This is a genomic window from Flexilinea flocculi (genome assembly GCF_001192795.1).
GTDB lineage: Bacteria > Chloroflexota > Anaerolineae > Anaerolineales > Anaerolineaceae > Flexilinea > Flexilinea flocculi.
The window spans coordinates 1,662,351-1,689,345 of sequence record NZ_DF968181.1 but is presented as its reverse complement, the minus strand read 5'-3'; the positions used below and the strand labels follow the sequence as shown (position 1 = coordinate 1,689,345).

Sequence of the window (26,995 nt, the reverse complement as noted above, 5' to 3'; positions counted from 1 at the left end):
TTATGCAGAATCATGAAAATTTGTGGTATAAAAATGCGATTTTTTATCAAATTTATCCCCGATCTTTTTTTGATTCAAACGGTGACGGCTATGGTGATTTTCAAGGAATTATACAAAAATTGGATTATGTCTCCGATTTGGGTGTGGATTGCATCTGGATTATGCCAACCTATTCTTCTCCGCTAAAAGATGATGGATATGACATTTCAGATTTTTACAGCGTTTATGAACCATTTGGAACATTAGAAGATCTGCAGAAAATGTTTGATGAAATTCATAAACGAGGCATGAAAGTAATTACGGATCTTGTCCTTAACCATTGTTCAGACCAACACCCCTGGTTTCAGGAAGCTCGAAAAAATAGGCAATCCAAATATCGCGACTATTTTGTATGGAGTGATTCTGACCAGAAGTATTCAGAAACTCGCATTATTTTTGTCGATTCGCAAAAATCCAATTGGACATGGGATGATGAAGCCGGACAATACTATTGGCATCGTTTTTACCCTTCTCAACCTGACCTGAATTATGACAATCCGGAAGTGCGGGAAGAGATGAAAAATGTTATGCGCTATTGGCTGAAGATGGGTATTGATGGATTTCGAGCTGACGCAGTTCCATACTTGTTTGAACGGGAAGGAACTATAAACGAAAATCTTCCGGAAACGCATGCTTATCTGAAAGAGCTGCGAAAAATGATGGATGACGAATTTCCAGGCACGATTCTTCTTTGTGAAGCAAATCAATGGCCGAAAGATGTTAGAGAATATTTTGGCGAAGGGGATGAATTCCATTTAGGTTTTCATTTTCCATTAATGCCACGAATTTTTAAATCGATCGGACAACAAGATGCGAGCTCGCTGGTAAATATATTGAAAGAAACTCCTGATATTCCAGAAAATTGCCAATGGTGTAATTTCCTTCGAAACCATGATGAATTAACTCTGGAAATGGTGAGCGAAGAAGACAGACAATGGATGTGGAATTTTTATGCACCGGATCGGGAAATGAGAATGAATCTGGGGATTCGCAGAAGATTATATCCGCTGTTGGAGAATGACCGAAGAAAAATTGGACTGGCTTATTCGTTAATGCTGACGTTACCAGGATCTCCGGTTCTATATTATGGCGATGAAATCGGAATGGGCGATGATATTCGCCAGTTCGATCGAAATGGCGTCCGAACGCCAATGCAATGGGATGATTCACCTAACGGAGGTTTTTCTACTTCTAAAAAAACCTATCTACCGGTGATTGATAGTGAAGAGTACGGCTATCGAACAATTAATGTTAAAAAACAACAGGAAAATCCTGATTCCAATTTAAATTGGCTTAAGCATCTGATCCGAATTCGGAAAAGCTCAAAAGCATTGGGTACAGGAAATATTACATGGCTGAATCAAGAAGATTCTGCTATACCGGTATTGGCATATAGAAGACAAACAAATGATGAGACTATCATTATGATACATAATATGACAGAAAATACTGCATCAATCGATATTGCTGCAGATACCGGTATATATCAGGATTTGCTGCAACCATCAATTCGTTATCGTTGCAGTGATGCAATGATTAAAAATGTTCAATTAAAACCCAGAGAATTCTTTTGGCTTAAAAAAGAGAAATAATGGCATATTTTTTTCATCATCAGGATGATTCAATTGATAAAAAAGAGGCTTTGGAGGTCATTTTCTCCAAAGCAGTTCTTTCGTTAAAAAGGAACGAACGCGACTTTCTTAAAAATAATGATCGTGAATATCAATTATTTTTACACAGAGTTGAGAAATATTTACCAGATCTGATTTCAGTATATTTCGAAATTTATCAATCCTGCATCTTTGCTTATCCCTTTCTTATTGAACTCCTGACGCTGATGATAAGAAGCTGGATAGAACGGGATCGTTCACTGAAACAAATAGATCTGCAGAGAGAGATTTCATCGGATTGGTTGACATCGAATCAAATCATTGGCGGAGTTTGTTATGTTGATCTTTTCGCGAAAGATCTTAAAGGATTGGAAGAACAAATTCCCTATTTTAAAGAACTTGGATTGACTTATATTCATTTGATGCCGTTGTTTTTAACGAATGAAGGGGATAACGATGGAGGGTATGCGATCAGCAGTTATCGCGACATCAATCCAAAACTCGGTACAATTGAAAATTTACGAGAATTGGCAAAAAAATTCAGAGAAAATGATATTTTGCTGGTAATTGATTTTGTATTTAATCACACTTCGGATGAACACATTTGGGCAAAAAAAGCCAGGAAAAACAATGCTCGGTATAAGCGATACTACTGGATCTATGAAGATCGAAAAATTCCTGATCAGTATGAGCGGACATTGCGAGAAATTTTCCCTGATGAACATCCCGGCGCATTTACCTGGAAAAAAGAAATGGAAAGCTGGGTTTGGACAACATTTCATTCATACCAATGGGATTTAAATTATCAAAACCCGGAAGTTTTTGTACGAATGGCTGATGAAATGCTTTTTTTGGCGAATTTGGGAGTAGATATTCTGCGTCTGGATGCAGTTGCGTTCATCTGGAAACAGAAGGGAACAAACTGTGAGAATCTTCCGCAGGCTTATAAATTGGTTGAAGCATTTAATTTGATAGCTCGAATTGCAGCGCCAGCATTGCAGTTTAAATCCGAAGCAATCGTCCATCCTGATGAAGTGATTCGATATATTTCCAAAAAACGATGTCAGCTATCTTATAATCCTTTGTTAATGGCGTTGTTATGGGAATCGCTTGCTACACGCGAGGTGAAATTACTGGCGTATTCGATGGAAAAGCGTTTCACAATTCCGGATGGTACAGTTTGGGTAAATTATATCCGTTGCCATGATGACATCGGATGGACATTCTCCGATGAGGATGCATCAGCTTTGGGAATCAATGGATATGACCATCGAAAATTCCTCAACCAGTTTTATACTGGAAAATTCCCAGGCAGTTTTGCTCGAGGATATCCTTTTCAGGAAAATCCTGCTACAGGTGATTGCAGGATTTCCGGGACGTTAGCTTCATTGGCGGGTCTCGAAAAAGCCATTTTGGAAAATGATTCGATTGAAGAAGAACATGCAACCGATCGAATTCTTTTATTATTCAGCATCATCATGACAATTGGTGGAATCCCACTGATTTATCTTGGCGATGAAGTCGGTTCACTTAATAACTATAATTTTCTTAAAGACGAACAGAAAAAAAATGACAGCCGATGGATTCACAGGTTTCCATATAACGCAGATTTATATGCAAAAAGACATGATTTAAACAGTCCTGCCGGGAAAATATGGTCAGGGATTCAACAATTAATTCAACTACGCAAGAAATATGATGTTTTTCAAACTCCAAATATAAATATTATTAATTCCGGCAATCAACATGTTCTTGCTTTCACCAAAGAAAATTCAAAACATCGGGTATTAGTTCTGGCAAATTTTAGCGAGCATGAACAATTGGTTGAATCACTGATTTTTACAAAATCTGGAAACATTAAAAATTGGACGAACATCATGAATCATGAGCCACAGGAAGCAGGAATGATTTTTATGAAGTCGTACCAGTTTTTCTGTTTTTTGGCGGATTTGCAAGAACACTAAATTACGAATAAATCCCTATTTTTTTAATTTGCAAATCAAAAATACGGTAAGGATAAAAGTTGTTGTACGATTTTTTATAAGCTTTGCTAAAAACGACAGTACAACAACTTTTTATTCCATGGAAAAAGCAGCAATTCAGAATCGGAAGATTTGTTGATTTTTTTAACCATTTCCTTCATCATAAGATAAAATAAGCGGATGAAAATAAGAGCAGAAAATATACAGCAAACATTCGATGCTATCTATTCTTTTGTCGATTATAGCTTGACCCATGCAAATCAGGTCTCACCAGATGTTTTCAGCTTGACAAAAATTGAGCAATTACTGTCACAATTGGGCAATCCTCATCTTGCTTATAAAGTCGTGCATGTAGCCGGAACAAAAGGCAAGGGATCAACGTGTGCAATGATATCTTCAGGGTTGCAAGCAGCGGGATTTAATGTCGGACTATATACTTCACCGCATTTAATTCGTTTTAATGAAAGAATTCAAATCAATGGGAAAATGATATCTGATCAGGAATTGATTGATTGTTTTAATCGGATAATCCCTTTTGTTGACGACTTGAATCCTGTAAGTACATTTGAAATAACAACTGCCATCGCTTTTGATTTTTTTCGGGAAAAACATGTAGATTATGCTGTAATTGAAACCGGATTGGGCGGAAGGCTGGATGCTACCAATGTCGTAAAACCAGTATTATCAGTGATAACCTCAATTTCGATTGATCACACTACGTTTCTCGGTAATACGCTGCCATTAATTGCGGCCGAAAAAGGCGGAATCATTAAACCTGAAGTGCCTGTCGTTGTAGCAAAACAAAAAGATGAAGCAAAATCGGTCTTAAGGGCAATCGCTGCTGAAAGAAAATCTGAATGGATCGACATCGAAGATAAGTATGGCTCAATTCCTGTCGAAGAGCATGCGTTTTCTCAGAAAATTGCGATTTGGGAAAAGAAAGATCAACTTCGTCTGGCTGAATGGCTTGAATCTCAAAAGGAACCCAATTGGAAGCCTGAATTTATTACGATTCCATTCTCAGGTCTGCATCAGACAGATAACGCAGTAGCTGCCTATGCGGCTTTGGCTGCGATAAAAAAGTATGAATCGAATGTTGATTTAGAAAAAATGGCAGACGGATTGGCAAAGACCTTCTGGCCTTGCCGCTTTGAAAAAATTCAAGATTCACCATTAATTATTGCAGATGGTGCGCACAATCTGGATTCGATTCAAAAATTGATTTTTCTTTTTAACCGGTTTTATGGAAATCGTGAGATAATCTGTGTATTTGGCGCATCAGCTGACAAGAAATGTAATGAAATGATTAATGAACTGGCGCCGAATGTCTCCCGCTTTATCGTAACCCGTTCAACACATCCACGTGCTGCAATACCGAAAGATCTGTGTGACATGGTAATTCGATGCGGAAAACATGTACAGCTCACAGATCAAATTGAAGAAGCTTATGATATCATTTGTAATTCAAGAAATGATGGTATATATATTGTAACTGGAAGTTTGTTTGTTGCAGCAGGATTCCGTGAAATCGTCATGCAACAAAAAGGCAACCTTCCCTATTTTACTTAGACACTTTGCGGGGTTTATTTATGGGCTCAAATAATAACTGGTTTGATGACAAAGACTTGATTGCTGATTTTACTTCTAACATTAACCAGAGAACAGAAGAATTATTTCGTATTCCAGACATGGAATTAGATGAAGACGGTTGTTTCATTGCTCCTGTCGTTGTATTGCGCGAAAATGTTGTTTTTCCAAGAATGATATCGCCGGTTTTTGTGGGACAAAAACAAAACCTTGAGTCGATTCGATTTGGTTTGGAAAATGATCAGACTGTTATTACACTAATTCCTAAGGATGAAGAAAAGGAAAATCCGGTTCGGAAAACAGATTTTTATCCAATTGGATTGGAAATCGCTGTCGGACGATTAGTAAATTTGCCAGAAGATCACTTTTCGACACTTATTCAAGGTCGGAGACGTGTTATTTTGATGGGTATCGTACAGAAAAAACCGGTACTAATGGCAAAGGTTTACGTGCCGGAAGAAACCGTTGAAGAAACAAGAATCCTTACTGCTTTAATGAGAACAACCAGAAATTTGTTCGAAAAATGTGTGCAATTAGATCGAAAACTTCCGGATGAAGCGCATGCTTATTCCACGACAATTACTGATCCCTCCTGGTTGGCTGACATGATCGCAACAACGATTTCTCTTCCAACAGAACAAAGAAGAGAAATCTTGTTTGAATTAAATCCAACAAAAAGGCTGAAGCTTCTGAATCAATTTCTGGCGCAGGAATTAGATGTTTTGGAATTAGGAAATGAAATCAGCACAAAAGTACAAAACGAAGTCGATAAAAATCAGAGGGAATTTTATTTACGCGAGCAATTAAAGGCAATTCAGGCTGAATTGGACGAAGAAGATGTATTTACACGGGAATTATCTGATCTAAAAAAGAAAATTGATGAAGCCTCTTTCAGCGATGAAGCAAGAAATGCAGCAATCAAAGAATTCGAACGTCTCAATCAGATGCCTCCAATGTCCCCCGAAGTAAGTGTCATACGTGGGTACATTGATTGGCTGCTGGATCTTCCATGGACTGTAGCGACTGAAGATAATCTGAATGTTTTACATGCCTCTGATGTACTCGATCAAAATCATTATGGATTGACGAAAGCCAAAGACCGGATTTTGGAGTATATTGCAATACGATCCCTCAAACCAAAAAAAGAAAAACAGCCAATTCTCTGTTTTATTGGTCCTCCTGGAACAGGAAAGACATCGATCGGCAGATCCATAGCCGAGGCTTTGGGGAAAAAATTCGTCAGGGTATCATTGGGAGGTGTGCGGGATGAAGCAGAAATTCGCGGTCATCGCAGAACCTATGTGGGATCCATGCCTGGAAGAATTCTTCAGACTATGAAAAAAGCTGGGACGATTAATCCGCTATTTATGCTGGATGAAATTGATAAATTAGGAAATGATTATCGAGGAGATCCTTCCTCCGCTTTACTGGAAGTGCTGGACCCAGAACAGAACGACAAATTTTCGGATCATTATTTGGAAGTTGATTATGATCTTTCACATGTTATGTTCATCACAACGGCGAATTCCGCTGATTCTATACCGGATGCGTTGTTGGATCGAATGGAAATCATTGAATTCCCTGGCTATGTGGAAGAAGAAAAACTTACTATTGCTAACAAGTATTTAATAAGCCGACAGATTGACGAAAATGGATTGGAACCTGCTGATATTTCTTTTGATGAAGGTACGATAAAGAAACTGATTCGTGAATATACATATGAAGCAGGTGTGAGAAATTTGGAAAGAGAAATCGGGAAAGTATGTCGGAAAATTGCTCGATTGAAAGCCGAAGGCAAAAATATTCCTGCAATTATTCATGAAAACGATTTAGAAGAATTTATGGGTCCTCCAAACTTTTTTCAATCAGAGACTGAGAAAAAGGATGAAATTGGTGTTGCAACAGGTCTCGCATGGACGGCAAATGGTGGAGACATCACAACGATAGAAGTACTTACTTTTGAAGGAAAAGGAAACCTTCAAATTACCGGTCAGATTGGTGACGTTATGCAAGAATCTGCGCAGGCTGCATTGTCATTTATTAAATCAAAAGCGAAACAATTGAACTTGAAAAATGATTTTTTTGAAAAAATTGATATTCATGTACATGTACCTGAAGGGGCTGTTCCGAAAGATGGCCCAAGCGCAGGAATCACGTTGGCTGTAGCATTGATTTCAGCAGTAACTGAAATACCGGTTAAAAAAGATATTGCGATGACCGGGGAAATAACGTTGCGAGGCCATGTGCTGCCTGTTGGTGGAATCAGAGAAAAAGTGCTCGCAGCAAATCGCATTGGAATCAAGACCATTTTGATTCCTGAGAAAAACATAAAAGATTTAGTCGAACTGCCAGAACAAGTACGAAATGTTTTGGAGATAATTCCAGTCAACCACATGGATCAGGTTATCTTTCATACTTTTGGAACTGAAACACCAAAAAGAAAAGAATCTCCTACAAGGGAAACAAAAAAGAAGCCCGAAAAAGGAAATGAGCCAGTGCTCAATTAATAAGAAAGATTCATAAGTTGTAATTTGGGATTAGAGTTTTGCACAATAACAAATACAACAAAAAGTTATCTTATAAAATTAAAAGCTTTTCCAAATTAGGGGCACAAAATAATATCTGACAATTCGACGTCCATAACCGAATTCAATATAGATTATAAAAAAAAACAGAGGGTTTCTAATGAAGCCCTCTGTGAATATATTTCTTGGGATATGATGAATTTTATAGAAAGCTATAAAATCGGGCTGAATTCCGGATCGGTTGGGACGTAATCCATCCAATCATTTCCAATCTTTACATTCAGTTTTTCTTTTGCCGCGGAAAGCCATTTGTTGTAAGCATTCGAAATCGCATCCTTCTGATTTTTACTGGTGAGGGGTCTAACCTCATGTCCAATGATTTGAATGATGTGAAAGCCATAAGAAGTTTCAACTGGAGTCTGGCTGAAAGTACCGATCTCCTGATCAAAAGCCGCTTTTTCAAATTCTTCAGTCATTTCGCCATGCATAAACCAACCCAGATCACCGCCATTATCTTTGTTGGAAGTATCCTGAGACAATTCTGCAGCTAATGCTGACCAGTCTTCTCCGGCTTTTAGACGATCGATCACGTTTTGTGCTTCTTCAACTGTTTTAACGAGAATATGCCGTGCCCAGACCATATCATCTTCAGCCGGAATATCTTTCGCTAATGCAGCAGTGACTTTATCCTGCAATAATTCATAGTAAATCTGTTTTGTAAAGAATTCTTTTGTGAAGTAAGGATTATTCGCAAACTGATTATTGAGATTTTTTTGATACATTTCATCTGTATAGACAGTTGGTGTCAGACTTGGTGTTGGACTCATCACTTCTGTTGGCGTCTGAGATACATCGGTCGGAGCTGTCTCAGAAGATTCAGTATTCTCTTCTGTAGCTGAAACCGTTGATGTCGGTTCAACTATTTTTGTTGGTTCACTCGGACCAACTTCTTCCAATGATGTAATATCTGAAACCGGTTCTGTCGGTAAAGGCGTTGCAGTATATTTTAATAATTCCAATTGTGCTGCAGAAATTGTTGGCGTATTTTTTAAAGGAATTGCAGTCGGTTCTGCAGTGGGTGTCCCATTCGGATAGTACCCAAAAAGAGACTCTAATCGTTGGTTTATTTCTTCTTCAGATACTGAAAAACCGGCTTCTTTAGCGCCGAAGTCCAAGATTTTCTGATTTACCATCGAATTGATAATTTGATTTCCCATGAATCCGGAATACTCAGGGGAAAGCTGTGTTTCATAGGAACTCTTTGTAGATTCATCCATTGGCATGCCAAAGGATTGATAAATTTGAGCCATATAATTGTAATTATTGATCAGATTTGTTCTTTGGTAGCGGACAGCTTCCTGAAAATCTGAAACAGAAATCTTTTCGTTTTCAACTCTTGCTAAAGTCTTGTTTGGTTTATATACATATTCGTAAACAACACCGAGTATGATAATCAAGACAATTAAGATTCCGAGGATGATTGAACCCAATTTAAGCCATTTCATGAGGTTTAATTCTTTTTCACGTCTGGCTTTATTCGCTTTGTTCATTGCGCGTGGATGTGAGTTTTCATTGTTTTCTGTAGTTGGCATTATCTTTCTCCTTAGAAAATAGGGCACAGAGAGATTCTCTATGCCCTATTTTATTCAATAATTTTGAAAATTACCGAATTACATCCTGATATGGCTCAGATGTGAATGGTAATAATGCGATATATCGGGCGCGTTTCACTGCAACTGCAACTGCACGCTGATGTTTTGCGCAAGTTCCAGTTTGGCGGCGAGGCCGAATTCTGCCTTCCTCCGTGACAAAACGACGAAGCAAGTCAGTATTTTTATAATCAATTTTTATGTTTTTATCAGAGCAAAATTGACATACTTTGGGTCGAGCTATAAATTTGCGCGGACCTTTGTGTTCTTGCTCATTATTCATTTCTTCACTCATTTCAAACTCCTGATTCCGAATAATAAACGGAACAAATATTTATTCCTCAACCAAAGTAATCATTGAACGAATAATACTTTCAACGAATCGAAGGTTATTAGATAATTCTTTTGTTGCTGACGGTTCCATATTTGCGGTAATCAATACATATTGTCCGTCACGTTGCTTCTGGATTCGATAGGTTAAACGTTTTTTACCCCAGTTTTCGACTTTCTCTACAACGCCGCCGCTGGCTTGAATCCAACCACTGATTTTTTCGATAACACCGTTTAGGGAATCTTCATCGATATCAGGATTAGCAATAAAGAGAACTTCATACTTACGCATTGCTTTTTCCTCCTTTCCTTGGGATTATTCTCAGGACAAATGCCGAGAATGGAAAGATTGCCTGTTGGCAATACAAACGATAAGATTTTATCATATTATTTTTTTTTATGCTGAATTTGGAGTCGAAATCCTGAAATATTGTCAATTACTTCGCGATACCAGTCAAAATTTCGAGTCATTGAAATTTTGACTGGTATCTCATAAAAGATTGCCTGAAAAATCTCAGAGTAATAAGAGCAGCTTTGGTACATAAATTAATAATCCGATTAAACTGCTGATGAATGCTGAAATCAATACTGCACCTGCAGCCATATCTTTTCCGGATTTTGCCAGCGGGTGATAGTGTAGCGTCTTCAGATCAATCGTTCGTTCAATTGCAGAATTAAAAAGTTCAGCAGCGAGAACAAATCCGATACAAAGAAGAATGATACACCATTCGAGAATACTGATTTTTAGAAAGAAATTGAAAAAAAAGACAATTATGGAAACTGTTATGTGAATTTTAAAATTTCTTTCCTGAAGAAAACAGTTAATAATTCCTTGAATGGCATGTTGAAAAGAAAGGAACATCGTTTTTAGAGAATTAATAACCAAGATCCTCTCCCGGCTTTCTGCCAAGGTTTATATTGAATAAGTCTAAATACTCGTTTTGAAGCGCCCACATTTCTTCTTTTTGTGACTCATCACTATGATCATACCCTAAGAGATGAAGCAGCCCATGAATGAGTAGTAGCTCAATTTCATTTTGAAGCGGATGATTCGATGATGCCGCTTGTTCAGAAGCACGAGATACACAAATTAATATATCTCCAAGGTATTCTTTCCCTGTTTCGGGATCGACCTCCCCATCGGAAGGGAAGGTTAGAACGTCTGTCACCTCATCATAGCCTCGATAAGTTTTATTTAATTCTTGGATTTCACGTGGTGTAATAAAAGAAAGTGATAATTCAGGAATCGTATCAAAATAATGCGTAAGAATATTTTCGGAAATTGAATGCAATCGATTTTCGTCAATGATGAAATCGATTAAATCTGTACGATTATCGATATCCATGTGTTGATACTCCATCATAATACTATTGAACTACAGAATCAAAAAAATCATCTTCTGGTGCAGGATTTGTTTTTTGCTTAATAGATAATTTTTGTGATCCATTTTTGGATTTCGTGTGCTGATCCGGATAACGAACGCGAGGATGATATGTGTTCCTCAATACTTTGATAAAAGACTCTCTGATTTTTGTCAGATCCTGCAGTGTTAAAGGCGCATAATCCAATTGTCCGCTGGTACTGTAATAATCAAAAACGCTTTTCACCAAATCTTTTATTTCCTCATCATTTTTCGGTTTATCAGCTCTTGCACGTGCTTCACAAGTATCCGCCAACATGACCAAAGCAGTTTCTTTGGATTGAGGACTAGGACCGGGGTATGTAAAATCTGATATATTTGTTTGATCAGAATCCGTGCTATTCATAGCCTGGTTTAACTGATAACGTGTAACATTGGTACCATGATGCTGTTCGACAAAATCGATGATTCTTTCAGGTAAACGATATTTTTTTATCAGATTGACACCATCCGGAACATGTTGAATGATAGAAGCGGCACTTTCTTTCGGCGAAATATCGTCATGTAAATTCAAATTTCCAGATACCTGATTTTCTACGAAAAAGGATGGATTTAATGCTTTTCCTGCATCATGGTACATGGCGCCTGCTCTTACAAGCAATGGATCAGCTCCAATTTCTTTAGCAGCTTGCTCAGATAAATTCGCTACCATCAACGAATGCTGATAAGTTCCGGGCGCTGTGCTCAATATATACTGCAGAAGTGGTGAATCCGGTCGAATGATTTCCATTAATTGGAGTGATGTAGCTAATCCAATAAACCTGGAAAATAGGTACTGTGAAAAAAGCGTTATACCAACTGAAAACAATCCGCTTAATATCGAAGCAGCCGATAGAGTTAATAATCCGATGGCGTCTGTAGCTTTATTCGTAAACTGGTACGCTAAAATAATGGGAATACCGATGAATCCAGAGCTCAGTCCTGCCAGAAAGAAAGAAGATATCTGGCGTCCCTTTCGCAGAACGAGAATACCGGTAATTGACGAGACGATATAGAATGTCGTATAGCAAATTGCATCAGTAAAATCATATGGCGCCAGAATGCTGATAATAATTGAAAAGATGATCCCTAAACGATTTCCGCTTAGACATGCAATCGTTAATCCGAGCGCCTGAATAGGAAAGATGTATGGCAGTATGACACGATTTGGAATAATCAAACGAGCAGAGAATAGAAAAAGCAAATACAATAATGCCAGTAATAGTGTCTCTCGTAATCGTAACACTTTAGAACTGTCATTGAGAAAGAAGACCAGAGCAAATAATGCTAATCCGAAAACCAGGCAAGCGGCTGCAGTAATCCGTTGACGGTTATTATCAGAGTAAACCAATCCCATTTCGTCAAGTGCTTCGAAGATAAGGGGTGTAATAATCTGTCCTCGGGAGACAATCGTCTGATTCGTAACGTAAGTTCGCTCTCTGGCTTGGACTGAATCTCTGGCTTCCTGTTTATTTTTTTCAGTTAATTCCTCACTATAGAGACTGTTGGGCACTACAAATTTTCGTGTGATACCGTTAATCAAATCTGCAATCTGCGGATTGATATAATAATTGATCATAGTGGGGATGTTTTCAATTCTGGAAATGACTTGTGTATCACGAATTGAGTTTTGCATAACTTGTTCAAGAACGCGCTGGCTTTCTGTTTGGACAGTATTCCAGTCAGTTTCGCTCAAATCCAAAATTTGCCTGATGGTTGATTCATCAAGTCGAACATAAACGAGCTTATTAATATCCTCAATCTTTTGCAGCTCAGATGCATACTCATCTTCGCGAACTGTTGAAATAAATTGAAACGTACTGCGCAGATTTTGACTTTGATTTCGTGAAATTGTTGGATCGGCAGGTAAGTATACTTTCCCGACAATATCTTCTGCGTCCTTCCGAGCCTGTTCGGTCAAGATTTCGCTGATATAGGTGACAGTCCTGGGAGCTAATATATCCTGTGTGGTGACATCACCAATCTTTAAGCTGTAACTTGATTTTCTAACTGAAATTTGAATGGTTAATAATGCAAAAGTCAACAATACGCTGACAATATAAATTAAATTGCGCCATCGCCTTTTCTCTTTCAAGTTATTACTTATCGAAGTGGAACTATCAGATTCAGTCATTACTTGCCAATAGATCCTTTACAAGCTTACTGACAACGTCATTTGCCGCTCTTCCTTTTACTTTTGGAAGGACAATTTTCATAACTTTTCCCATGTCTGCTGCGTTTTTTGCCTGTGCTTCCAATATTGCGGATTTGACAATTTCCTGAAGATCATCCACTGAAAGCTGCTTAGGAAGAAATCCTTCAAGTATAACTATCTCATTTTTCAACAGAGAAACCATTTCTTCGCGATCGCTTTTCAGAGCTTCCTGCATTGTTTCATTTCGAATTTTAATTTCTTTCTGAAGAATGGCTGTCAATTCTTGATCATCCAACTCTTTGTTTTCATTCTTTTCGATAAATTTTATGGATGAAAGTGCCATACGAAATACCCTTTTTCGATCCTCATCATGAGATTTCATCGCATCTTTCAATCCTTGTTCCAAATCTGCTTTTATTGACATATTACCTCTTTCTCTATTCAACCGTTATTCTATCCAGAAACTGCTCAATGGTTTTTTCTCCGATGCCTGGAATATTCAATAAATCTGCTATCTCATCAAAACTGCCATTCACTTCACGAAAACGAATGATTTCTTTTGCTTTCGTTTCACCGATACCAGGAAGAGTCATCAGATCTTGAATTGTTGCAGAATTTAAATGAATCATGTTTATCGTATTCTTAGGCAATTGGGGAGTGATTGTTGCTTCATAAATTGTTTTTGTCGGTATTATAATCCGATCACCATCAAATACTTTGGCAGAAAGATTGCTCATAATGAGATCTGCATTTTCCTTTAATCCCCCTGCCAAAGCTACAGCATCTTGAACACGTATACTCAAAGCTGCTGAATAGACTCCTGGCTTTTTAACTGCACCATAAACCTCAAAATGAATGCTGATGGGAGTCGTATTATTATTAATGATGATCGGTTTTCCTTTAGGCTTAGTAGAAATCAACAGGATGATTCCGCTGAAAAGAAAACCCAGGATTATTCCAATAAAAATTGGATACCACTTGTTCATTTCAGGGCAAAATCCTCTTCCTTTCTGTTTTCATAATCAATCATTATATTGAAAGAATTTATTGCACATTCCAGCATTGAATCATCCGGATCTGCTGTTGTAATTTTTTGAACCATCAAATTGGGATAATAAAGAAATTTTACAAATGGATTTTTCAAATGACGGGCACTCCATTGAATATATTCATAGGAAACACCTGCAATGACAGGGATTAACAAAATTCGACTGATTAATCTTGCTGCCAATGTATTCGTAAATGGTCCGATTATAATAAAAAGGACAATTGAAATTATGACAACCGTAACCATAAAAGCGGTTCCGCAGCGTGGATGTAGACGTGATTGTTCGCGGACATTTTCGATTGTAATTTCTAATCCCTGATCAAATGCGTTAATGGTTTTATGTTCAGCGCCATGATATCGAAAGACTCGCTTTATTTCTTCCATTCGTGAAACAAGAACCATATAAGCAACAACAACTGCCAACCGTAGCAATCCTTCAAATGTGTTACTGACCCATTGCGCCAAATTCAGTTTGTTTTCGATAATTTGTGCAATCCAGGCTGGAGCTATGAAAAAAAATAGAATTGCAATACCAAAGGAAGCCAGCAACGTTAAAACCATTTGCGGTCCTTCGATTTTTTCATCTTCACCGGTTTGAATGTTTGCGGACATTGTTAAGAATCGCATTCCCAGACCTAATGAATCCCATAAGACCAGAAGTCCTCGTAAGACAGGAACTTTCTTTATCCAGCTTTTATAAATTCCGCCTAATTCCTCATGAATCACTTCGATATGACCGTCTGGAGCTCTCATGGATGCTACGACATGATTGCTGCCTCTCATCAAGACACCTTCAATTAACGCTTGTCCCCCATATGAGGGTAATTTTTTTTCTGACATTTTTCTCTCTCCATATTTATGGATTATATACGAAAAACAGTTGAATTACCATTGCTGGTCGAAAAAAACTGCGATCCTAAATTCATAAAGGTTATTTGTTGATATTTGCGTATGCTTTCTGCAAAATGAAACAAATTAACAAGTCATACTTCTATCCGTAAAATGTTTTCATAAGATTGACTTTAGAAAAACGTTAATATTTAGAGAAAATGAACAATATATATTTCAAAAATAATTTATTAATGATATAAAATAATAATACATAAATATTGCTAATATATTATTAGTATATTCGAATTGATCAGATTGAATAGGAATGAGGAAATAATGATTTCAGAAGGGAATAATTTTATCCATCGCATCGCAGATATGGAATCGGATGAAAGACCCAGAGAGCGAATGCAAAAAAATGGAGCGGAAGCTTTATCAAATTACGAATTAATCGCCATTCTCCTCAGAACTGGTATGAAAAATGAAAATGTAATTGATCAGGCAAAACGCATGCTGTTAACCATCGGAGGTTTATATGGATTGAAAAAAGTATCTCTGGACGAATTAAGTCATTTGCGAGGAATCGGGCTGGCAAAAGCAGCTCAAATTTGTGCGGCGGTGGAGTTAGGCCGGAGATTTTCTGTAATTCATGATGAAAACGACAAGCTGATGATACAGTCCGCAGAAGATGTATATAATATCGTTTACTATGAGATGAGCACATTTAATCATGAAGAACTTTGGATATTAAATCTGGATACACGGCATCGATTAATTGCGACTGACCGGCTCTACAAAGGTTCACTAAACAATTCGCCAGTTCGAATCTCTGAAGTATTTCAAAAACCGATTATCCGAAATGCCGCAGCAATCATTATGGTCCATAATCATCCGAGTGGTGATCCGAAACCAAGTTCCGCAGATATCGTTGTAACGAAAAGTGTTCAGCAAGCAGGATCCTTATTAGAAATAAAGATGCTCGATCACATTATTATTGGCTCGAAAAAATATTATTCAATTTTAAAAGATATTGGAGACGTATAATTTCCCAATCTATGATCTTTTTTACTGTTTGATTCGTTTATATTTTTTTTTGGGATTGCGTTGAATTTGTCTTTTTACAGGGTGAGTTGACAAAGTAAATGCAACCAAAGCGCCTACTGAGGAAACAAGGACAAATTAGGACGAAAAATAGTTGACATTCGGGAAGAAAATTTATCAAAGAATAAGCCACAAGCCGTGATAAATGACACTGACAAACATCACTACTTAGCTAAAAATAGGTATATTAAACAGAAGGTTCACAAGTTTTATTTTTTCGGAATTAGTAAATGCAACCTCTTGTTACGAGTAATAATTCAATTAGACTATCCTTGGATCTTCTGCCATTTAACGAACTAGGATGGCTTAACATATCAAGGATATAGTAATCTTATCATCATAAATTGTATTGAAAGATTGGTCTAGAAAACCCTATTGACCGAATAAAATACAGGTTGACAAAGAGCCTCCGCAGTCATAATTCGTCAGCTGGAAAAGGCCATGCCCAAGGGGGCTGACCGCAAAAAAGCTTATCATGACTGCCCTCCTTATCAACCTGTATTTTATTTCTACAGTATTTGCATAGAGGGGAGAGTCTCACATTGATCTACCTTTTTGTAGAATTAAATGCAACCTCCTCTTTGTCAGACTTAGTGCAACCTGGATTCCCCTTTTTCATCTTCCCAAGTTGCATTTACTTTTTCAATTCACGTGTCTTTTTACAGAAAATACTTTTTTTAGAATTTTATTGACAAAATAATCTCTCCATAGTATTATTTCATACGCTTAACGGCGAGGTAGCTCAGTGGCAGAGCAGGGGACTCATAAGCCCTTTGTCGTGAGTTCAACTCTCACCCTCGCCACTTTTCTTATTAAAAAATCCCCGAGTTATCTAATGGAGTGGCGGCAGGAAGTTGTTTTCAGTATAAGTTCAATACTGAAAAAGCAATGGTTTTTTCTTAATTTCGCGTTTCAAATATCTTAATAAAATGTTATTTTATTCATTTCTTCTATCAATACTTGACGTCAGTATTTCTGTTGTCTTCATTATTCTCATATCAAGATTACGAATTCGCTTATTTCGAAAAACAACATCCAAAATCCAATTTATTAAAACAAGCCATAAACACTTTTGGATCATTCCGTTCAATTTTCTTATCCTGATTGCAACGTATCATATTTGGTCTGGCGGCATCAAAGATTTTGCATTTTTCACGATGATGTTATTGATTATTCTTTCCAATATTGACATACTGACTTACTTCCTTCCTTTTGAACTGCTTTTCGCATTAATAATAACAATCCTGTTGCAGATTCACACAGCTCAGCAATGGTCTGAAAAAAGTATTGGATTTTTATCCACAGCGGCTATTTTGTATCTGGTTTATATTATTAGTAACCGATCTGAACAAAAAAAAGAAATTGGTTTTGGATTTGGAGACGTTATTTATGGAAGCTGCCTCGGCATGAATCTTGGTTGGTATGGTGGATTGTACTCAATTTCCTTTGGATTGATTATCTCAGGTTTATATGCGGCAATATTAATGCTTTTAGGAAAAGAAAAGGAGTCAAGAATCCCTTTATCTCCATTTTTCCTGGTAGGATTGGCGATATATGAAAGGATAATAAAATGAGGCATGCCGATAGAGAAGTAAAAGAAGTATCACAAATCGTTGAGATATTAAATCGTTCCAATGTATTGCGTATAGCCATTAATGATCAATATTTCCCTTATATCATACCGATTCATTTTTCATATTTCTTAAATGAAAACTCCTCGATTATCTTTTATATGCATTCATCATCCATCGGAAAAAAAATTGAATTAATCAACAAAAACAATCATATCGGGTTCGAGACTGATATATTTTATAGGTTTGCGAACCAGGAATCAACAATCCCATGTCAGTGGAGTACGATCTATGAAAGTGTTATCGGTGATGGATATGTAGAAATAATCACAGATGAAAAAGAAAAAAAATTTGGACTGGACTCAATTATGAGACGGTTTGGCAAAGGTAAAGCATTTGAACCTTATTTGAACACTGCGCTGCAAAAAGTAGTTATATTGAAACTGATCGTAGAAAATATTAGCGGGAAAAGACACATACAATGAATCCTATGAATATTGAAATTCGCTTGGCTGAAGAAAAAGATCTGCCGTATATACTTGAAATTTATGCTCCGTACATTACACAATCCAAAATATCTATGGAATATACTGTTCCAGAGCTTAATGAATTTGTTGAACGTTATCGGAATATTACTCAGTTTTTTCCATGGATCGTTTGTTTGATTAATAATAGAATTATTGGATATGCTTATGCAAGCCATGCTTTTTCACGAATGGGATATCAATGGGATGCAAGTCTGACAGTCTATATTACTAAAGAATTTCATAAACAGAGGATCGGTATATCCTTGTACCAGAGTTTATTTGAAATATTAGATTTACAGGGAATGGTAAATCTATATGGCATCATTAGCAATGATAATAAAGGAAGTATTCATTTCCATGAAAAACTGGGCTTCCAAACCGAAGCCGTTTTCCATAATTCAGGTTACAAATTTGGTGAATGGGTTGATGTTACCTGGATGGTAAAACATATTCGACCAATTTCAGAGAATCCTGCTTTACCCAGATCAATTCATCAAATTGATCATAATGAAATTTTAAGAATATTGAAACAATATACAGAATTTCTGATTGCCAACAGGACAAAATAATACCTGTTTCCCTCACATTAGTGTCCTGGAATCTATCTGCTTCGATTGTGTAAAGGGTACAGCACGAAAAGAGGTTACTTCGTCGGCTGCTGGTGCTTTACTTGGAATGACAATTTGCCATGTGCTTACCCGTTAGCATATCGGATTAGTGCCCTGAAATCACCAAATTTGAGCTTAAAACAGGAATAATCTTATTTAAATTAAAAAAAAGAGTGCATCTTTTTACTTGAGATACACTCTTTTAAAATTAAGCATTAATCTGAATTAGGCTTTTGGACCTGCATCGATAATAGCTTTTGAAGTTCGAGCTTCATATTTCGCAAAGTTCTTTACAAACGCTGCAGCAAGCTTCTTGGCAGCTTCATCATAAGCTGCTTTATCAGCCCATGTATCACGTGGATTTAGAACTTCTGAAGGAACACCCGGGCAGGAAGTCGGGATTTCAAGGCCAAAGAAGGGTTCTTTTTCGAATTCGACAGCATCAAATGCACCCGTTAATGCAGCTCTTACAAATGCGCGTGTATAAGGCAGTTTGAATCTGGAACCTACTCCATAAGGACCACCGGACCAGCCAGTATTAAGAAGCCATACTTTAGAATCATGTTCAGCGATTTTCTTGCCAAGCATCTCCGCATAAACAGATGGATGGAGCGGTAAGAAAGGTTGTCCAAAGCAGGTTGAGAAACTGGGTTGTGGTTCTGTAATTCCGGTTTCTGTTCCAGCCAATTTCGAAGTGTATCCGGACATGAAGTAATACATCGCTTGTTCTTGTGTCAGTCTTGAAATGGGAGGTAAAACACCGGAAGCATCAGCAGTCAGCATAAATACATTCTTCGGATGTCCTGCATGTCCTTCGGGGACAATTCCATCGATGAAATTAATCGGATATGCGCCGCGTGTATTCTCTGTAATGGAATCATCATCAAAATCAATTTCATGATTAATTTCATCATAAACACAATTTTCAAGAACAGCAGAGAATCGATGCACTGCATTCCAAATAAGCGGTTCATGCTCCTGACTTAATTTAATCATCTTCGCATAGCAGCCACCTTCAAAATTAAAGATGCCTGTGTCACTCCAACCGTGTTCATCGTCGCCGATTAACAAACGCTCCGGATCTGAGGATAATGTAGTTTTTCCAGTACCAGAAAGTCCGAAGAACAATGCAGTATCGCCATCTTTTCCGACATTGGCTGAGCAGTGCATAGTCATGACACCCTTCATCGGAAGAATGAAATTCATGACAGAGAAGATCGATTTTTTAATTTCACCCGCGTAGGCGGATCCACCGATAAGGACAATCTTTTTCAGGAAGTTGACGATAATAAATGTTCCGCTGTTCGTTCCATCTTCACCCTTAATTGCTTCCAGTCCAGGGACACAAATAACAGTAAAGCCTGGGATCTGATCAGGGCGTTTGGATAAATCAGGTCTTAAGAATAGATTATTGGCGAAGAGATTTGACCAGGCGTATTCTGTGATAACACGGATCGGGAGTCGATAGGTCTCATCAGCACCGGCTTCAAGATCTGCAACAAATAAATCCTTACCCTGAACATACCCCAACATTTTTTGGTAAATTTTCTCGTAATTCTCAGGAGAAATTTTTACATTTACACTGGTCCAGTCAATTCCTTTTTCTTCCTCAGTTCCATTATCAACGATGAATTTGTCTTTCGGAGAACGACCTGTGTGAGCGCCAGTGGAAGCCATAATGGCTCCTTCAGGAGAAAGAACACCTTCACCTCGTTTTAAAGCTTCAGCAATTAAAATGGCCGGTTGAGCGTTCCAATAGATTTTACCGGCATTTTTGATACCGTAATTCTCTAAACCGTATTTGCCGGGTATTCCGATATTTTCCATACAGCACACCTCCAAGTGTAATTTAATTTAAGAGTTCCTGAATCATGAATTGTACTTTTTGCTGTTTCTTTTGACGGTAAATGGCCAAAAGGACAATTTCCAACAGTAGAATATTATACTAAAAATTGTAAAAAAAGAAATTAAATAATCTGAACAATTACAATAATAGGTACTATGAAGATGTTTCTTTCTTAAAAAGAAGAAGCATAATCACTTTATCAGTATAAATAATTCGATTTTGAATCAGATTTCTTCCAAAGCTGTTTTAATATCAATTTGGTGATCAGCCAGACTACCTAAAACGCCGTTAACAAATCTTTGTGAACTTTCTGAACCGAAAACTTTTGCCAATTCAACGGATTCATTGATTACCACTTTCAGTGGAGTATGTTCAGAAATTGCAAATTCCCAAACAGCTATTCGAATGATATTTCTGTCAATGACTGCAATTTGTTCTATCGGCCATTCTGTAGCATACTTGGCAATAAAACGATCGATTTCATGGCTGATAGGAGCAACCCCTAATACGATCGATTCTACAAATTTCGGTAAACCACCTTCCAACTTAACGGCATCAAGCCTTTCTTTTAAAATAATATTGATGGGATGATCGGTCATATCCATCTCGAATAAGACTTGTAAGGCTATCCCTCGAGCTCTTGTCCGTTCATCTAACTCAATTTCCTCTATTTCTTCTTTATATAGAACAGTTTCATCATCTGGTTGGAGGTTATTTTGTGATTCAGGAATAATTGAATCTTGACTCTCGATGCCTTCGAAATTTTCAAATATGCTCATATTTCGTTATTTTACCGTTTCCGTTGTGGGAAAATCAAAATCTTCCACATGAATATTGATGCAGCCAGGTTCCATTCCAACCGTTTCAGAAATTGCTCTTGAAATATCATTTTGTAACTTCTTACCAACTTTCAATGTATTTTGCCGGTGATCAAGGATGACATAAACGTCTGCGTGAACGATATTATCTTCAATTTTGATTTTTACACCTGAATTTGAAGGACTTACAAATACGCGGTTAACACCTTTTGTTTCACAGGCAGTCATTTTAATAATCGTTTCAATAACTTCCGGTGCAATTGTCGTACAACCAGCAACACGAGGTTTTTCACTCATAGTATTTTCCTTTCTATTTCCAGCTTTGATTCCTATTATAAAGGATAAATTATTCTTAAAAAATATTTGTAAATTTTTTGCTATAAAAAGCAGCATTTCATAATATGAAGAGGATTCTTTGTCTTTTTTAGTTTCACGAAAACTTATAGCCGAAATAATCAACATTTTTTCCACCTTTTTTGAATATTAAATCGAAATTTGAATGAATAATGAAGCGGTGGCATATCATGATATAATTTTATGGGTTCGATAAGTACTCTTATCGCACACAAAGAATTATTGAATATCAGGAAGGAAAAATGAAAACATGAACTTTCAAAGCCAAGGAACGATAAAATCTGATAAACCATCTATCCAGGAATGTATTCAAAAATTTTTAGAAAATATTTCTCTTACGCGCAGTGAAAATACTTTTAAGACCTATCGAAATGGAATGAATGTTTTCTGCGAAATGCTGGCAGAAAACGAAATCTCTCCAGAATCGTCAGTGTTAGAAATTACTGAGGAATTTACGGCAAAATTTGCAAAATACTTGAAATATTATTCTTCTGCAACAGAAAATCTGTATATTAATGTCTATAAAAATTTCCTTGAATTTTTAACTGCTGAAAACCTAATCGATATTAATCTATTCCAAGTGAAGCAGCTGATCGGACAGCGAATTCGGAAACCTGGTATCCGTTTACCCCAATTTCCGCAAGAGGATATTGAAAAAGTAATCTCTTACGCTCTTGAGCTGCCTTCTAAACTCTGTGAAAATGAAATGGATTCATTAATCAATTTACGAGACTGTGCTTTTCTGATCACATTAGCAGATACTGGATTGAGGATTCATGAGGCATGTAATCTTAGACGAGGCGATATCGATTGGTTTAAAAAAAAAGCTATTATTATAGGAAAAGGAAACAAACAAGCAGTTATCCGATTTTCAGAAAGATCAATATTGGCTATGCGCAGTTATTTGCACACTCGAGGGAATTTAGACGGAAATTCGTCCAGGCAATTAGCTGTATTACCAATTTTTGCCAGACATGATAAAGGCGCAGGAAAAAATATTCTTCCCATCACAACAAAAACAGGAAGAATGATCGTTTCGCAGCGCGTTGAAGAATGTCTTGGTAAAGAAGCTGTCGGTACGATCACACCGCACTCTTTTCGTCATTATTTTGTAACTTGTGTGCTCAAGAAAACCGGTAATTTGAAAATTGCCCAGGAGTTTGCGAGACATACCAACATCGCTGTCACCCAACGATATACTCACTTGGCAAATGACGAGTTGGATTCGGTTTATAAAAAAATATTTGACGTTGATAATCAGGAAAGTCAGGAAACTTAATAATCAATTCGCTTTTAAAATGGACTCTTTGGTTATAAATATCCATAGCGGACGTGTTCCGGGCTTGCCTGATTTCGAAATATTTCAGAGAATTACTGTGATTGGTTTTTAACTCGAATAGCTGAAGTGATAAAGACAACAGGCACTTCTCCATTCAAATCACAGGGACATAATGATCTTCATTTTTATGTTACAATTCATAAAGTTGTTTATGCAAAATAAAAAACATTTCTTTTTATCGATTTTATTCGTTTTTCTTGCGAGCTTTTGTACAGCCGGATTTCGCGATATATCAAATGATATCTACCCTGAATATATCATTGAGGAAGGCGATTTTCTATCTACGATTGCAGATCGTTTTTCCACATCGATTGATGCAATCCTCCAAATCAATGATATTGTAGATGCGAATTCGATTTCAATCGGCGATAAGATTAAAATTCCATCATTAAAAGGCATTTCGGGAATTCTATCGACAGAAACACTTACAATTGGAGAAACAGTAAGCAATATTTGTATTTTAAATGGAATGAAAGAAAGTGATTTGATTGCCATAAACCAAATCACCAGTCCTACTGAGTTGTACATCGGAAGCACTTTGATGGTGGTCCGTGATGAAGACAATCAGACATACTCCAGTATTGATTTTTTTGATCATAACCAAACACTTATTGAAAAATCCATGATCCATTCTAAAAATCCTTCTACCTTTCAAAAAGTAAATCGCATGAATGGTCCATGGGATATTGCGGAGAAACAATTACTTTTTGCCAATATCCAAGAGGATTCCAATACAATAGTCCGGTTTATATCTCCCTTGATTGATTTATTAGAAATTAAACAACTACCTGTTACACAGGGCGAGACACATGTTGTCCATATTAAATCTCCTTATTCTTTGTCTCTTACAGGAAGTATTGGAGATCAGGGATTAAATTTTTTCCAGGACAATGGAAATCAATCTGAATGGTATGCATTCTTTGGGATTGATGCAATGGCAAAAACCGGTTTGACGAACTTTTCGATTTCCGGATCTGATTCAAGTCAAAATTCGTTTGCAATTGATCAGAAAATTATTATCAGTGAAAACACATTTACCGATGAAGTTGTTGAGGGTGTTGATGCAGCAACACTTGAAGATAACACCAATCAGACAGAAAGCCAGACATTAGAATCCATCAAACAGACTTCCTTGCAAAAACTATGGGGAGACAATGTGCTCTCTTATCCGGTTGATGAACCTTGTCTGGCGTCCGGATTCGGAACTCGAAGGACTTACAATAATGGTACTTATAACAACTATCATACAGGCGTGGATTTCATTGTTTGTTCAGCAGAAAATTTAAATATTTATGCTGCTGCAGACGGCCAGGTAGTATTCGCTGGGGAATTACCAATTCATGGAAATCACACGATTATCGATCACGGTTGGGGTGTATATTCAACTTACTCTCACCAATCTCAAATACTTGTTTCTCCGGGGCAAAATGTTAAACGTGGTGATTTAATTGGAATCATCGGAACTACAGGAAGATCCGTTGGACCTCATTTGCATTTTGAAATAAAGATCAACGGAATCTATGTAAATCCAATGACTTGGCTAAGCAAAGTATTTCCATAAAAAATTTTCTCTCGTGTCAACGTGAGAGTACAAGCAGGGGATTATATCAGTGACAGAAAATTCAAATCAAATTCAAATTAATTGGGATGATATGTCCTTTGATGAATCATGTCTGGATTTTGTATTTGATTTTCTCTTCGAAAAAGAAATGCCAATGACTCCATTCGATTTGGCAAAAGCGATCATTCAGGAGAAAATCAGAGTTTACAAAAAGGAAATTGCCAAACAAGAAAAATCACAAGGACTACTTTATCGTCCGAAAGAAAAATACAGGATCGGAGAAGAAGTTACTTTTCCTCTCCTAAACAATCTTAAGGGGAAAGTAATTGAGATCCGTCAAGGAAATAATCCGGATATTCCAATCTTTTCGGTCGCATCTTTTCAAATGGAAGATGGATCTGTACGGCAATTTGTCAGTGAATATGAAGATCATTCATTAAACACGTTTGATTATTCCTCATTATATTCCTCAACACTTACAGATCCGATAGCTGTCTATAAAAAATACGGAAAAAAAATCGCTGCAAAAATCCAAAAACTTCTTTCTCAAAATGGCAGCCTAATTTCCATTGCAAATTATTGGTTTCCCAAAGCGCTCCTGATTGACATAAACCCGGGATATCTAAATCTTGCGGAAGCAGTCCTTGAAATGGAAGAAGGAAAGCCCGTTCATACAAAGAAAATTCTGGAGCTAATTGAATATCCGGTTGATTCTAACGATCAATTAACCGAATTCTCATTTAACTATGCGCTGCATTCAGATGATCGTTTTGACGAAGTCGGTCCAATCGGAACCGTGTTATGGACATTGAAATTATTAGAACCGGAAGACGTTCGAAAGGTCCCATTAACCTTAAAATGTTATGATGATTTTCATATTGAGAATCATGGATCGCCATCTTATTCCTTTGATCAATTGCGCATCCATGACGAATTAGACACAACGTCCAACGACGCACCAGAAGATGATATCGATTATTTTGATGTGTGCATTAATTATCCGCATTGGAAAGCCGGAACAATTCCTCTTATAAAAAAAATCCATTCAATATTTCCGACAGCGTTAGAAACAGATCGCGTAATTTTCAATTTTATTGACGCAAAAACAAAGGAATCCTTTCCAGGCTGGGTAATAATCCCCGAAAAATATGTCTGCGGTTTAAAAACCTGGTACCGTGAATACAGCGTAATACCAGGAAGTATTATTCGAATCTCAAAAACCGAGAAGATCGATGAAGTTATCGTTTCACTAATTCCTCCACGAGCATCAAGAGATTGGATTCGGACAGCATTGTTTGATCAAAAAGGAAGGATTTATTTTGAAACGAAACATCAATCCATTAGCACCAAATTTGATGAGCGGATGTGCATTTTCATAGAAAATTCACCGCAGTTAGATATTGTCTGGGAACAAAACAATAAGAATGGAATTAACCTGCAGCGATTAATTGGCAATATCTTCAAAGATTTGTCGCGTTCGAATCCACAGGGAATTGTTCATTTTCAGGAAATCTATGCAGGCTTAAATATGATGCATCGGTGCCCCCCCCAACCACTCCTCGACATCTTAATGAATGATGATCAATTTGTTGCGTTAGATGATCTTAATTTCAAACTGAATGTTAAGGCAGCAGAAGATGAGGCTTAAGAATGACTGAACAAAAGATCTCTGAGAAAATGTCGTCTTTTTCAAGACCTATGATTTCTACCATGTTCCACATCGATTTTGAATGGTTAATGGAAAATGATCAGAATTGGCACATCTCGCTTTCTGGATATCTATGCGAAAAACATCGCATGTTTTTTGATACGACAAAAGGTCATCAAATGATTGATTCGATCAATCCGAAAACAGGTGAAGTCATTCAGACCGACCAATTGATGGATATTCTTATGAACCATTGTGCAAAACAAGATAATTTCATACCGCCTAATGGAACCCTTACCGATTCTGTCTTTCGTCTTTTCTTATCGAATGGGAATCAACCGCTTAATGCAGAAGAAATCGGTAAAATCATAAACCGATCACCAGAAACTATCCTCAAAACATTGAGTGGTCCGAGAATTTATAAAGGAATAAAACCCCTTTAGTTTACATTATTTCAGTAACCCGC

At 37.1% G+C, this 26,995-nt stretch carries 24 protein-coding genes and 1 tRNA gene; 13 read left to right on the top strand and 12 right to left on the bottom strand.

All coding sequences use genetic code 11. The annotated features are described in order from the left end of the window. Nucleotides 1–2: 2 nt before the first annotated feature. The 4 genes from treS to lon all read left to right on the top strand — a co-directional run bounded on the left by treS (nucleotide 3) and on the right by lon (nucleotide 7,725). Nucleotides 3–1,631, top strand: a complete 1,629-nt coding sequence (gene treS / locus ATC1_RS11935) for a maltose alpha-D-glucosyltransferase (RefSeq protein ID WP_062282413.1) — start codon at nucleotides 3–5, stop codon at nucleotides 1,629–1,631. Then, nucleotides 1,631–3,613 carry an amylosucrase gene (locus ATC1_RS11930; protein WP_062282409.1) on the top strand — a complete coding sequence of 661 codons (1,983 nt, stop codon included), beginning with the start codon at nucleotides 1,631–1,633 and terminating at the stop codon, nucleotides 3,611–3,613. The genes treS and ATC1_RS11930 overlap by 1 nt, the downstream gene beginning before the upstream one ends. Before the next feature lie 198 nt (nucleotides 3,614–3,811). Then, on the top strand, nucleotides 3,812–5,200 hold the full coding sequence (locus ATC1_RS11925) for a bifunctional folylpolyglutamate synthase/dihydrofolate synthase (protein ID WP_062282405.1): 1,389 nt from the start codon (nucleotides 3,812–3,814) through the stop codon (nucleotides 5,198–5,200). A gap of 20 nt (nucleotides 5,201–5,220) precedes the next feature. Continuing rightward, nucleotides 5,221–7,725 carry an endopeptidase La gene (gene lon, locus ATC1_RS11920; RefSeq protein WP_082174779.1) on the top strand — a complete coding sequence of 835 codons (2,505 nt, stop codon included), beginning with the start codon at nucleotides 5,221–5,223 and terminating at the stop codon, nucleotides 7,723–7,725. A 230-nt stretch (nucleotides 7,726–7,955) separates the two neighbouring features. Here the strand turns inward: lon and ATC1_RS11915 are convergent, their stop codons facing one another. From ATC1_RS11915 to ATC1_RS11875, 9 genes are all read right to left on the bottom strand, one after another. Next, a complete protein-coding gene (locus tag ATC1_RS11915) occupies nucleotides 7,956–9,335 on the bottom strand; it encodes a peptidylprolyl isomerase (protein WP_062282402.1) in 1,380 nt (459 codons plus the stop codon). Nucleotides 9,336–9,405: 70 nt separating this feature from the next. After that, nucleotides 9,406–9,687 (bottom strand): 30S ribosomal protein S18, encoded by a 282-nt coding sequence (gene rpsR, locus ATC1_RS11910; protein ID WP_082174778.1) that lies wholly within the window; start codon nucleotides 9,685–9,687, stop codon nucleotides 9,406–9,408. A gap of 39 nt (nucleotides 9,688–9,726) precedes the next feature. Continuing rightward, entirely contained in the window at nucleotides 9,727–10,014 is a 288-nt protein-coding gene (gene rpsF, locus ATC1_RS11905; protein WP_062282398.1) for a 30S ribosomal protein S6, read from the bottom strand. A gap of 222 nt (nucleotides 10,015–10,236) precedes the next feature. Further along, nucleotides 10,237–10,608: a diacylglycerol kinase family protein gene (locus tag ATC1_RS11900; RefSeq protein WP_201777285.1), complete on the bottom strand. Its 372-nt coding sequence runs from the start codon at nucleotides 10,606–10,608 to the stop codon at nucleotides 10,237–10,239. After that, a complete protein-coding gene (gene ybeY / locus ATC1_RS11895; RefSeq protein ID WP_062282391.1) occupies nucleotides 10,598–11,068 on the bottom strand; it encodes an rRNA maturation RNase YbeY in 471 nt (156 codons plus the stop codon). Before ybeY ends, ATC1_RS11900 begins: the two co-directional genes overlap by 11 nt. 22 nt (nucleotides 11,069–11,090) lie before the next feature. Continuing rightward, nucleotides 11,091–13,256 carry an HD family phosphohydrolase gene (locus tag ATC1_RS11890; protein ID WP_062282389.1) on the bottom strand — a complete coding sequence of 722 codons (2,166 nt, stop codon included), beginning with the start codon at nucleotides 13,254–13,256 and terminating at the stop codon, nucleotides 11,091–11,093. After that, complete coding sequence (locus tag ATC1_RS11885) at nucleotides 13,249–13,701, bottom strand: GatB/YqeY domain-containing protein (RefSeq protein ID WP_062282386.1); 453 nt, start codon at nucleotides 13,699–13,701, stop codon at nucleotides 13,249–13,251. The genes ATC1_RS11890 and ATC1_RS11885 overlap by 8 nt, the downstream gene beginning before the upstream one ends. Nucleotides 13,702–13,714: 13 nt before the next feature. Continuing rightward, nucleotides 13,715–14,263, bottom strand: a complete 549-nt coding sequence (locus ATC1_RS11880) for a helix-hairpin-helix domain-containing protein (protein ID WP_062282383.1) — start codon at nucleotides 14,261–14,263, stop codon at nucleotides 13,715–13,717. Continuing rightward, nucleotides 14,260–15,165 (bottom strand): DUF1385 domain-containing protein, encoded by a 906-nt coding sequence (locus ATC1_RS11875; RefSeq protein ID WP_062282380.1) that lies wholly within the window; start codon nucleotides 15,163–15,165, stop codon nucleotides 14,260–14,262. Before ATC1_RS11875 ends, ATC1_RS11880 begins: the two co-directional genes overlap by 4 nt. Nucleotides 15,166–15,492: 327 nt before the next feature. Between ATC1_RS11875 and radC the strand changes: the two genes are divergently transcribed. The 5 genes from radC to ATC1_RS11850 all read left to right on the top strand — a co-directional run bounded on the left by radC (nucleotide 15,493) and on the right by ATC1_RS11850 (nucleotide 18,924). After that, complete coding sequence (gene radC / locus ATC1_RS11870) at nucleotides 15,493–16,200, top strand: RadC family protein (protein WP_062282378.1); 708 nt, start codon at nucleotides 15,493–15,495, stop codon at nucleotides 16,198–16,200. Nucleotides 16,201–16,988: 788 nt separating this feature from the next. After that, nucleotides 16,989–17,060 (top strand) — tRNA-Met (locus ATC1_RS11865). 354 nt (nucleotides 17,061–17,414) lie between these two features. Next, the gene (locus ATC1_RS14940; protein ID WP_172667785.1) at nucleotides 17,415–17,831 is read left to right on the top strand and encodes a prepilin peptidase; all 417 of its coding nucleotides are present in this window, start codon (nucleotides 17,415–17,417) and stop codon (nucleotides 17,829–17,831) included. After that, a complete protein-coding gene (locus ATC1_RS11855; RefSeq protein WP_062282373.1) occupies nucleotides 17,828–18,313 on the top strand; it encodes a pyridoxamine 5'-phosphate oxidase family protein in 486 nt (161 codons plus the stop codon). Before ATC1_RS14940 ends, ATC1_RS11855 begins: the two co-directional genes overlap by 4 nt. 5 nt (nucleotides 18,314–18,318) lie before the next feature. Next, nucleotides 18,319–18,924 (top strand): GNAT family N-acetyltransferase, encoded by a 606-nt coding sequence (locus tag ATC1_RS11850; protein WP_172667784.1) that lies wholly within the window; start codon nucleotides 18,319–18,321, stop codon nucleotides 18,922–18,924. A 264-nt stretch (nucleotides 18,925–19,188) separates the two neighbouring features. On the opposite strand, the gene pckA is transcribed toward ATC1_RS11850, so the two are convergent. The 3 genes from pckA to ATC1_RS11835 all read right to left on the bottom strand — a co-directional run bounded on the left by pckA (nucleotide 19,189) and on the right by ATC1_RS11835 (nucleotide 22,089). Continuing rightward, nucleotides 19,189–20,790 carry a phosphoenolpyruvate carboxykinase (ATP) gene (pckA, locus tag ATC1_RS11845; protein ID WP_062282367.1) on the bottom strand — a complete coding sequence of 534 codons (1,602 nt, stop codon included), beginning with the start codon at nucleotides 20,788–20,790 and terminating at the stop codon, nucleotides 19,189–19,191. A 243-nt stretch (nucleotides 20,791–21,033) separates the two neighbouring features. Then, a complete protein-coding gene (nusB, locus tag ATC1_RS11840) occupies nucleotides 21,034–21,588 on the bottom strand; it encodes a transcription antitermination factor NusB (RefSeq protein ID WP_062282364.1) in 555 nt (184 codons plus the stop codon). Nucleotides 21,589–21,594: 6 nt separating this feature from the next. After that, nucleotides 21,595–22,089, bottom strand: coding sequence for an Asp23/Gls24 family envelope stress response protein (locus ATC1_RS11835; RefSeq protein WP_062282360.1), 495 nt, complete (start codon nucleotides 22,087–22,089; stop codon nucleotides 21,595–21,597). A gap of 142 nt (nucleotides 22,090–22,231) precedes the next feature. Here ATC1_RS11835 and ATC1_RS11830 point away from each other — a divergent pair, with 142 nt between their 5' ends. From ATC1_RS11830 to ATC1_RS11815, 4 genes are all read left to right on the top strand, one after another. Next, nucleotides 22,232–23,260, top strand: coding sequence for a tyrosine-type recombinase/integrase (locus ATC1_RS11830; protein ID WP_062282356.1), 1,029 nt, complete (start codon nucleotides 22,232–22,234; stop codon nucleotides 23,258–23,260). 211 nt (nucleotides 23,261–23,471) lie between these two features. After that, nucleotides 23,472–24,881: a LysM peptidoglycan-binding domain-containing M23 family metallopeptidase gene (locus tag ATC1_RS11825; RefSeq protein WP_172667783.1), complete on the top strand. Its 1,410-nt coding sequence runs from the start codon at nucleotides 23,472–23,474 to the stop codon at nucleotides 24,879–24,881. Between the two features lie 49 nt (nucleotides 24,882–24,930). After that, the gene (locus ATC1_RS11820; protein WP_062282349.1) at nucleotides 24,931–26,529 is read left to right on the top strand and encodes a hypothetical protein; all 1,599 of its coding nucleotides are present in this window, start codon (nucleotides 24,931–24,933) and stop codon (nucleotides 26,527–26,529) included. Between the two features lie 2 nt (nucleotides 26,530–26,531). Next, nucleotides 26,532–26,972, top strand: a complete 441-nt coding sequence (locus tag ATC1_RS11815; protein ID WP_062282346.1) for a hypothetical protein — start codon at nucleotides 26,532–26,534, stop codon at nucleotides 26,970–26,972. Nucleotides 26,973–26,995 lie beyond the last annotated feature (23 nt).